The 7,584-nt window shown below is 59.0% G+C and carries 6 protein-coding genes; 5 read left to right on the top strand and 1 reads right to left on the bottom strand.

Translation table 11 applies throughout. The annotated features are described in order from the left end of the window. Positions 1–313: 313 nt before the first annotated feature. From dsbC to MA884_RS21080, 5 genes are all read left to right on the top strand, one after another. Positions 314–1,045: a bifunctional protein-disulfide isomerase/oxidoreductase DsbC gene (gene dsbC, locus MA884_RS21100; protein WP_092402674.1), complete on the top strand. Its 732-nt coding sequence runs from the start codon at positions 314–316 to the stop codon at positions 1,043–1,045. 132 nt (positions 1,046–1,177) lie between these two features. After that, the gene (locus MA884_RS21095; protein WP_047227506.1) at positions 1,178–2,482 is read left to right on the top strand and encodes a homoserine dehydrogenase; all 1,305 of its coding nucleotides are present in this window, start codon (positions 1,178–1,180) and stop codon (positions 2,480–2,482) included. 146 nt (positions 2,483–2,628) lie between these two features. Then, complete coding sequence (gene thrC, locus MA884_RS21090; RefSeq protein ID WP_256232333.1) at positions 2,629–4,038, top strand: threonine synthase; 1,410 nt, start codon at positions 2,629–2,631, stop codon at positions 4,036–4,038. 120 nt (positions 4,039–4,158) lie between these two features. Then, positions 4,159–5,529 (top strand): transporter substrate-binding domain-containing protein, encoded by a 1,371-nt coding sequence (locus MA884_RS21085; RefSeq protein ID WP_256232332.1) that lies wholly within the window; start codon positions 4,159–4,161, stop codon positions 5,527–5,529. 186 nt (positions 5,530–5,715) lie between these two features. Continuing rightward, positions 5,716–6,003 carry a DUF3509 domain-containing protein gene (locus MA884_RS21080; protein WP_256232331.1) on the top strand — a complete coding sequence of 96 codons (288 nt, stop codon included), beginning with the start codon at positions 5,716–5,718 and terminating at the stop codon, positions 6,001–6,003. Positions 6,004–6,326: 323 nt separating this feature from the next. Here MA884_RS21080 and MA884_RS21075 read toward each other — a convergent pair whose 3' ends face one another. Beyond that, positions 6,327–7,526, bottom strand: a complete 1,200-nt coding sequence (locus tag MA884_RS21075) for a CaiB/BaiF CoA-transferase family protein (protein ID WP_256232330.1) — start codon at positions 7,524–7,526, stop codon at positions 6,327–6,329. Positions 7,527–7,584 lie beyond the last annotated feature (58 nt).

Below are 7,584 nucleotides of genomic sequence, written 5' to 3'. Positions count from 1 at the left end.
CCCAAACTTATGAACACCCGAGAACCCATGTGGGAGCCCAGCTTGCTCGCGATGACGTGGGCACATTCAGCATGGATGCAAGCTGACCGAGCGCCATCGCGAGCAAGCTCAGCTCCCACAGAGGATGTGTGGTGAGTCCAGGATCTGTGAGCGCCCGTTCCCACAACAAGGCATTCGCCAAATGCCTTGTATCACCGGCATTCGGCCACGCGGGCCTTATGTGGTAGGCTTTGCCGGTTTGCACAGTGGGCGGTTGGAACCCGAATCTGCCGGTCGGCGTTCCCCGTCCCCTTTGTCCGTCTCAGGAGCTCCCATGCGTTTGATCCAGATGTTCACCGCCGCCGCCATTGCGTTGGCCAGTACCGTTGCCATCGCCGACGACGCGGCCGACAAGGCTATCCGCAAGAGCCTGGAAAACCTTCAGATGGAGGTGCCGATCGAAACCATCACCGCCAGCCCCATGTCCGGCCTGTATGAAGTCAAGCTCCAGGGAAGTCGTGTGCTCTACGCCAGCGCCGACGGTCAGTACATCGTCCAGGGCAACCTGTTCGAGCTCAAGGGTGGCAAGCCGGTCAACCTCACCGAGAAGACCGAACGCCAGGGCATTTCCAAGCTGATCAACGGCATTCCGGTTGCCGAAACCGTGGTTTACCCGGCGGTCGGCGAAACCAAATCCCACATCACTGTGTTCACCGACACCACCTGCCCGTATTGCCACAAGCTGCACGCCGAAGTGCCGGAACTGAACAAGCGCGGCATTGAAGTGCGCTATGTGGCGTTTCCGCGCCAGGGACTGGGCTCGCCGGGTGATGAGCAACTGCAGGCGGTCTGGTGCTCCAAGGACAAAAAAGCGGCCATGGACAAAATGGTCGATGGCAAGGAAATCAAGGCCGCCAAGTGCGAAAATCCGGTTTCCAAGCAGTTCGCCCTCGGTCAGTCCATCGGTGTGAACGGTACGCCGGCCATCGTTTTGGCGGACGGCCAGGTCATTCCGGGCTACCAGCCGGCGCCACAAGTCGCCAAACTGGCCCTTGGCGCCAAATGATCATGGGCAGTGCGTTTATGAAGATCACGGCTCGGCGAAAACCTTCGTCGGGCCGTTAAACACAAAGTCGCGTTGCTGCGCGGCTGTATTTCACGGCCGACCTTGCGTCGGCCGTTTCATGGGGAGTCAAGAGTGAATCCGGTCAAAGTAGGCATCTGTGGGTTAGGTACCGTCGGTGGCGGCACCTTCAACGTACTTCAGCGCAACGCCGAGGAAATTGCTCGTCGTGCCGGGCGTGGAATCGAAGTGGCACAAATTGCCATGCGCACGCCAAAGCCTCAGTTCCAGACGACCGGTATTGCGATTACCAACGATGTCTTCGAAGTGGCCACGAACCCTGAGATCGACATCGTCATAGAGCTGATGGGCGGCTATACCGTTGCCCGCGAGCTGGTACTCAAGGCCATCGAGAATGGCAAGCATGTGGTCACCGCGAACAAGGCGCTTATCGCTGTTCACGGTAATGAGATTTTCGCCAAAGCGCGGGAAAAGGGCGTGATCGTTGCGTTCGAAGCCGCCGTGGCCGGTGGCATTCCGGTGATCAAGGCGATCCGCGAGGGCCTTTCGGCCAACCGCATCAACTGGGTCGCCGGGATCATCAACGGCACTGGCAACTTCATTCTTACCGAGATGCGCGAAAAGGGTCGCACCTTCGAAGACGTGCTCGCCGAGGCCCAGGCCCTGGGTTACGCAGAAGCCGATCCGACCTTTGACGTGGAAGGCATCGACGCGGCGCACAAGCTGACGATCCTGGCGTCCATCGCCTTTGGTATTCCGCTGCAATTCGATAAGGCCTACACCGAAGGCATCACCAAGCTGACCACCGCTGACGTGAACTACGCTGAAGCCTTGGGCTACCGCATCAAGCATCTGGGCGTGGCCCGTAGCACCGCCAGTGGCATCGAGCTGCGGGTTCACCCGACCTTGATCCCGGCCGATCGCTTGATCGCCAACGTCAACGGCGTGATGAACGCCGTGATGGTCAATGGCGACGCCGCGGGCTCCACCCTGTTCTACGGTGCTGGCGCCGGCATGGAGCCGACCGCTTCCTCGGTGGTGGCCGACCTGGTGGATGTGGTGCGCGCGATGACCTCCGACCCGGAGAACCGTGTACCGCACCTGGCTTTCCAGCCAGACTCGCTGTCGGATCATCCGATTCTTCCGATCGAAGCATGCGAAAGTGCCTACTACCTGCGGATCCAGGCCAAGGACCACCCAGGGGTACTGGCCCAGGTGGCGAGCATCCTTTCGGAGCGCGGCATCAACATCGAGTCGATCATGCAGAAGGAAGTCGAGGAACACGACGGCCTGGTGCCGATGATCCTGCTGACCCACCGAGTGGTCGAGCAGCGCATCAACGACGCGATCACCGCGTTGGAGGCTCTCCAGGGCGTTGTCGGGCCGGTGGTCCGTATCCGCGTCGAGCATTTGAATTGAAGCAGCTACAAGCGCCAAGCTAAAAGCTGCAAGTTAAATCAATACAGCTGCAAGCCATGAGCTGCAAGTTACAAATAAAAGCCCGGCTGCTTTTAACGTGTAGCTTGCAGCTTGACGCTCGAAGCTCAAACCAAAGGTTTGCCCCCATGCGCTATATCAGCACCCGCGGCCAGGCACCGGCCCTGAATTTCGAAGATGTCCTGCTGGCCGGCCTGGCCACGGACGGCGGCCTCTATGTGCCGGAAAACCTGCCGCGTTTCACCCAGGAAGAAATCGCCTCGTGGGCCGGCTTGCCGTATCACGAACTGGCCTTCCGGGTCATGCGCCCGTTTGTCACCGGCAGCATTCCGGACGCTGACTTCAAGAAAATCCTGGAAGAGACCTATAGCGTCTTCTCCCACAACGCCATCGCACCGCTGCGTCAGCTCAACGGCAACGAATGGGTAATGGAGCTGTTCCACGGTCCGACCCTGGCCTTCAAGGACTTCGCCCTGCAATTGCTCGGTCGTCTGCTGGACTACGTGCTGCTAAAGCGTGGCGAGCGTGTCGTGATCGTTGGCGCCACCTCCGGCGACACCGGTTCGGCCGCTATCGAAGGCTGCAAGCACTGTGAGAACGTCGACATTTTCATCCTGCACCCGCACAACCGTGTCTCGGAAGTGCAGCGTCGGCAGATGACGACGATTTTCGGCGATAACATCCATAACATCGCCATCGAAGGCAACTTCGATGACTGCCAGGAAATGGTCAAGGCCAGTTTTGCCGACCAGAGCTTCCTCAAAGGTACGCGGCTGGTTGCGGTGAACTCGATCAACTGGGCGCGGATCATGGCCCAGATCGTTTATTACTTCCACGCGGCCCTGCAACTGGGCGGCCCGACCCGTTCGGTGTCGTTCTCGGTGCCTACCGGTAACTTCGGCGATATCTTTGCCGGTTACCTGGCGCGCAACATGGGGCTGCCGATCAACCAATTGATCGTCGCCACCAACCGCAACGACATCCTGCACCGTTTCATGAGCGGCAACCAGTACGTCAAGGAAACCCTGCACGCCACGCTGTCGCCGTCCATGGACATCATGGTGTCGTCGAACTTCGAGCGTTTGCTGTTCGACCTGCACGGTCGCAATGGCGCGGCGATTGCCGGCCTGATGGACAGCTTCCGACAGGGCGGTGGTTTCAGCGTCGAGCCTGAGCGCTGGACCGAAGCGCGCAAGCTGTTTGACTCGCTGGCGGTGGACGATGCGCAAACCTGCGAGACCATTGCCGAGGTGTTCGAACAGAGCGGCGAACTGCTCGACCCGCATACGGCCATCGGTGTGAGAGCCGCCCGTGAATGCCGTCGCAGCCTGGATATCCCGATGGTGATTCTGGGTACTGCCCATCCGGTGAAGTTTCCGGAAGCAGTGGAGAAGGCAGGCGTAGGAAAAGCGCTTGAACTACCCGCACATCTTTCTGATTTGTTTGAGCGAGATGAGCGTTGCACCGTGTTGCCCAATGACTTGAAAGCCGTTCAGGCCTTTGTCAGTCAGCATGGCAACCGCGGCAAGCCGCTCTGAGCGCTGAAACCTGTCACATTTTGAAGCCCGTCTCCTGACGGGCTTTCTCGTTTCTGCATGCCAAACTGGTCGGGTTTTCGCCCTTGGAGGGACGGGCGAGTAATCTCGAAGGAAATGCAGATGTTGTTTTTTATCAGACGCAAACCAGCCCTGAGCTGGATGATGGGCCTGGTCCTGGTGTACTGGGCGCAGGGGGCGGGGGCGGCGCAGTTGGCGGCCTATAAAGCGCCACCGTTCGATTCCGGCGAACGGTTGGTGCTGGATCCGCAGGAATTGAAGTGGATCAAGGAGAACCCGCAGGTCATCGTGGCTTCGATGCAATTTCCGCTGTACCTGTTCAAGAATGAGCTTGGGCAGTGGAACGGCCTGAACCACGACATTCTCCAGCGTATTGCGCAAATGACCGGCCTTGAATTCGTGCATCGGGAGTCGTTTTCCCCCGATCAATTACTGGCGATGCTAGAGAATGGCGAGGCCGACATGACGACCACGCTGGCGATGAACGACGAGCGCAGGAATTTCCTGAATTTCAGCCATGCATTTGGCGGTTCTGGCTGGGTATTTGTCGGACGTGACGGGGATTTCGCTCCCCACTCGCTTGAGCAGCTCAATGGCAAGATCCTGGCGTTGCCGGCACGGCATGCGTTGGAGGCGGAAATCAGGCGCGACTACCCGGCCATCGAACTGCGCACGGTCAAGACTTACGGGGAAGCGAGGGCGCTGGTGGAGAGTCGGGAAGCCCACGCCACCATCGAAAATGAAACCGGGGTGCACCTCTACCCGGCGGGACAGTTGCGCGTAGGAAGAAGCCTGGAAGGTAAGTGGGAACCGGACTATCTGGCCGTGCGCCAGGACCTGCTTCCATTGCTGAGTATTCTGAACAAGGCCTTGGAGGCTTTTCCTGCCGAGGAAATGCGTGCGTTGCGTTCCAAGTGGATGGCAGGTATCGCCCCCCGCCAGGCGCCATCGGTCTGGCTGCGGGTGTCCCGTTGGGGTTATTGGTGTGTGATCGTGGTCGTGTTGTTCGGCCTGCTGTCCCTGCTTTGGAACCGCCGCCTGCAGATACAAATCGATCAGCGCCTCAAGGCCGAGGCTGTCCTCAATGATCAGTTGATGCTCCAGAGAGCCTTGATGGATGCCATGCCCGATCCGATTTTCATCCGTGACCTGGAAGGGCGCCTGATCATGTGCAATAAAAGTTACGAAGAGAAGTTCGCGACGCGCTTTGAAAAGCTGCGGGGAACACGGCTGACGGATTCCGCGGTGTTCCCGCCGGCCACCGCCGCGTTGCTGCACGCAGAGGTCATGGAGCAGCTGCGAACGGGGCAGTCCCGGTTCGTCGACCGTCAATTGATGTTCGGTGGTGGATTACGGGATATCTATCATTGGTCGGTGCCTTTTTATGGGGCCGATGGGCAGTTGCGCGGTCTCTTGGGCGGCTGGATTGATGTCGGTCGCCGGTGGAGGCGTGCCGAGCAGTTCCTGGCTTGACGCTGACAGCTCGCTAGGAAAACTCCTTCACACGATGTCTGTTGCTCCCCTGTCATATTGGGCGCGCATGCTCGGTTGAACAGGTTTGGGGCGCACCGGCTCGGTGCGCTAACGAACTTTCTGCTGCGGCTCACGGTCATCTACTGTGAACAAGCAGTTGTTTTCAGACTATTAAAGGGTGAGCGAATGGAAAGTATCAGCCTATTGCTGGGTGAGGCTTTGAGCCCGTATCAGGTCACGCTGACTCCCTCTGGCGCCAAGGGCGAATGCCTGGTCACGCTGAAGAATGCCTCTGGGGCGATCATGGTCGAAAGGATGTTCAACCAGGCTCAGTTGACCGACAAGCGTCAACTGACGGATGTGGTCGATGGACTGCATCGCGATGTACTGATTGCCGAAGGTCGCCTTGAGCCCTGTGTGATAGCCGCGCTGCGTAATCTGGCGCGTGACAAGGTCATGGTTATCCCGAATTGAATGGTCTTTCGTGGGAACCTTCCTACGTCCCGATGAGTCAGACCTGTTACCAGCAAGATCAAGCATTGTGCTCCGGTGCTTGTCGCTTGTGGTACGGACCATGAATGGTCACGTTTAACCCCGAGTTGTCTCCCCACTTCTCGGGGTTTCTTTTTGCCTGGCGTTTAAGGTTTCAGCGTGCTCTGCCGCTGGGCCTTTGTGGGAGCGAGCCTGCTCACGATAGCATCGGGTCAGTAGACTTGATGTTGACTGACCCACCGCAATCGCGAGCAGGCTCGCTCCCACGCTCGTTCTTCAGTGGGCACAGACTTTCGCTCACCGCATCAAATGGCGCCGTCGCTACGCAATTGGGCGATCTGCTGCGCATCGTAGCCAAGTTCCCCGAGCACTTGGGCATTGTGCTCACCCAGTGCCGGCCCCACCCATTCGGACGTGCCCGGAGTGTCGGAAAGTTTCGGTACGATGCCAGGCATCTTGAACGCCTTGCCGTCCGGCAGATTGGCCTGCAGAAACATTTCGCGGGCCAGGAACTGCGGGTCGCTGAGCATATCCTCGGCGCTGAAGATTCGGCTGGCCGGCACTTCCGCCTGGTTCAAGTGCTCGATAACGGTATCGAGCGGGAGTGAGTTGACCCAGCGATCAATGACCCCGTACAGCTCATCGCGGCGGCTGTCGCGACCATCATTGCTGGTCAGTTGCGGGTCATTGGCCAAGTCGTCACGGCCGATGACCTGCATGAAGCGCTTGAAGATCGCATCGCCGTTGGCGCCAATTTGCACGTGCTTGCCGTCGGCACTGGTGTGGATGGACGATGGGGTGATACCCGGCATGATGTTGCCGGTGCGCTCACGGATGAAACCGAACACGTCGAACTCCGGCACCATGCTTTCCATCATGGCGAAAATCGCTTCGTACAGCGCCACGTCCACCACTTGCCCGGTTCCGCCGTTGACCTCGCGATGACGCAGCGCCATCAGTGCACCAATCACGCCCCAGAGGGCGGCGATCGAGTCGCCGATGGAGATCCCGGTGCGCACCGGTGGCCGGTCTTCGAACCCGGTGATGTAACGCAGACCGCCCATGGATTCGCCCACCGCGCCAAACCCGGGCTGATCTTTCATCGGACCGGTCTGGCCGAAGCCCGAGAGCCGCACCATGACCAATTTCGGGTTCAACGCATGCAGCACATCCCAGCCCAGGCCGAGTTTTTCCAGCACACCGGGGCGAAAATTCTCGATCAGGATGTCGGCTTCGCCAATCAGCTTTTTCAGAATCGCCAGACCGTCGGGGTGCTTGAGGTTCAGGGTCAGGGATTTCTTGTTACGCGCCTGAACGAACCACCACAAGGACGTACCTTCATACAGCTTGCGCCATTTACGTAACGGGTCCCCGCCATCGGGCGATTCGACCTTGATCACCTCGGCCCCGAATTCTCCACATATCCGCGAGGCAAAAGGTCCGGCGATCAAGGTGCCGAGTTCGATGACTTTGACGCCCGCAAGGGGTTTGGCAGTAAGCGACATGATGAATCCTGTAGAACAAAAGGCAGAACGAATAGAGCGTTTTATCATAGGCCAGCGT

The sequence above is a fragment of the Pseudomonas sp. Q11 genome, assembly GCF_024494355.1.
Classification (GTDB): domain Bacteria; phylum Pseudomonadota; class Gammaproteobacteria; order Pseudomonadales; family Pseudomonadaceae; genus Aquipseudomonas; species Aquipseudomonas hefeiensis.
Note: the sequence above shows the minus strand (reverse complement) of the source record. Positions and strands in the feature narration are given on the sequence as shown.